Source organism: Candidatus Eisenbacteria bacterium, from assembly GCA_016867495.1.
GTDB lineage: Bacteria > Eisenbacteria > RBG-16-71-46 > CAIMUX01 > VGJL01 > VGJL01.
On the sequence record VGJL01000338.1, the window covers coordinates 1 to 1,906 of the forward strand.

Below are 1,906 nucleotides of genomic sequence, written 5' to 3' on the forward strand. Positions count from 1 at the left end.
CCGGTGCCGGAAGGATCCCGCTCGGCGGCTGCAGCCCCTGTCGAGCGGCGGGAGATCCGCTCCTTCATGGCGACGAACTGCGAGAGGATCTCACCGGCCAGGAGATTCCGGCCGGCCTTCAGTGTGGCTGTCGCGCAGAAGGCGCATCCGTAGGCGCACCCTGCCTGGGATGAGATGCAGAGGGTCTCCCTTCGGGGATCCCGAATCCAGACCGCCTCGGCCAGGCAGCCATCCTCCAGCCGGAAGAGGAGCTTCGTCGCGCTTTCGTCGCCGACCGTCGATTCCTCGACGGGGTGCGCCCGGCGGATTTCCCATTCCTCGCCCAGGCGGTCGCGCAGCCGCCTCGAGACGCTGGTCATGGTCCCGAGGTCCTCGGCCCCACGGCCATAAACCCAATGAGCGATTTGCCTTGCCCGGAAGGAGGGCTCCCCGGCGAGCGGCCCGAGCCCTGCAATCGCCTCGGCGGAGAGGCCGAACAGGTTTCCTTTCCGGGATGGCGGAAGCGTTTCCGCCTCCGCTTGTTGCGGTTGACTCATCCAGCGCCTCCGCGGCCACTCTACGGCACCGCCGGGGGATCCCCAATCGCGTTTCGTGCTTGACCTTTGGCGTCGGCAGATGGACACTTTCCCTGAGGATTTCTATCCCGGTTGCGATTGTGGTGGTTGGAGGTCCCCTGGCCGAGTCGTTCGCAAGCGGAGAAGACCGGGGAGAAGTCGCAAGAAGGAGAGAAGCCGTGCGTCGAAGAGACGATCGACCAGTCATGGGCTGGGTCCTGCTTCTCCTGTGTCTGACACTCGCGATCGCCGGGGACATCGCGGCCGATACAGGGAGTGGAGACCCGAACGCAACTACGGGAAACGCTGGCGGCGGGAGCGAGCCCGACACGCTCTATGGCGGACCGGGCCAAGGAGGTAACCACAGCGGGGATCCGGACGATCTTGATTTTGTTTCTCCCCCTGTCTGGATCTGGATCAATTGCCTTCTGCAGGGAATGGGCCGCTAGGAGTCCGACAGCATGGATGCGCCTGACCGGAGAGAGGCCGCAGCCTCCGATCTGAGCCCGCTCGGCGAGCGAACCGCGCGCGCGGAATCGATCGTCCCGCCGGGATACGCTCAAGCGCTCGCCTTGGGCGACATGCAGATGGCGGCGGACAACTTCCAGAGCGCTCTCTGCGAGTACGAGCGCGCTCTGGGGCTGCTGGTTGAGGATCCCAACTGGCGCCGGGAGCGCGCCGATACGCACCTCAGGGTGGCCGAGTGCCACCGCAAGCGCGGCGGTTTCCAGGAGGCGCTCGCGGAGCTGGCCCGCGCCCGCCAGGGGATCGATCCAGAGATCGACGCCGACATCGATGCCAAGATCGTCGGCCGCACGGGGATGATCCAGGCGAGCCTCGGCCACTACCTGGCCGCGCAGACGAACTGCAACAGGGCCTACGAGATCCTGCGCGGCGGCAAGGACAACGACGAGATCGGCCATCTCGAACTCGCTCTCGGCAACATCTTCACCAGGCTCGGCCAAGTCGAGAGGGCGCGCGAGTCGTTCCAGAGCGCGCTCTTCACATTCCGGCGAATCGACCATCGCGAAGGGATCGCCCGCGCCCTCAACAACCTGGGCGTTCTCCTGAAGTCCGGACCGCGCTGGAAAGAGGCGCAGGACTACTTCGAGAGGGCGCTCGCCGTGAGCGAGGAGGCGGCGCACTCGCAGAGGATCGCGTCCCACTGCCTCAACCTGGGCGTCCTTCTGACGAAACGCTGCGACTGGACGCGGTCGCTGCAGCTGCTCTCGCGGGCTCTCCTGATCTTCAGGGAGATGGAGAACTCCTCGGGAGTCGCGAAGACATCCCTCGCCCTGGGCAATCTCAAGGCGCGGCTCGGCCAGGCCACGATCGCGCGCGGGCACTACGAG

Annotated in this window: 3 protein-coding genes; 2 read left to right on the top strand and 1 reads right to left on the bottom strand. The window is 66.2% G+C overall.

Annotation, left to right across the window (positions count from 1 at the left end):
- Positions 1-536 (bottom strand): hypothetical protein (locus FJY88_14050; protein ID MBM3288449.1); only part of this gene is annotated, 536 nt, incomplete at its 3' end.
- Between the two features lie 197 nt (positions 537-733).
- Between FJY88_14050 and FJY88_14055 the strand changes: the two genes are divergently transcribed.
- Both FJY88_14055 and FJY88_14060 read left to right on the top strand, forming a co-directional pair.
- Entirely contained in the window at positions 734-1,003 is a 270-nt protein-coding gene (locus FJY88_14055) for a hypothetical protein (GenBank protein ID MBM3288450.1), read from the top strand.
- A gap of 12 nt (positions 1,004-1,015) precedes the next feature.
- Positions 1,016-1,906, top strand: an 891-nt coding sequence (locus FJY88_14060; GenBank protein MBM3288451.1) for a tetratricopeptide repeat protein, incomplete at its 3' end; no start/stop codon positions are given.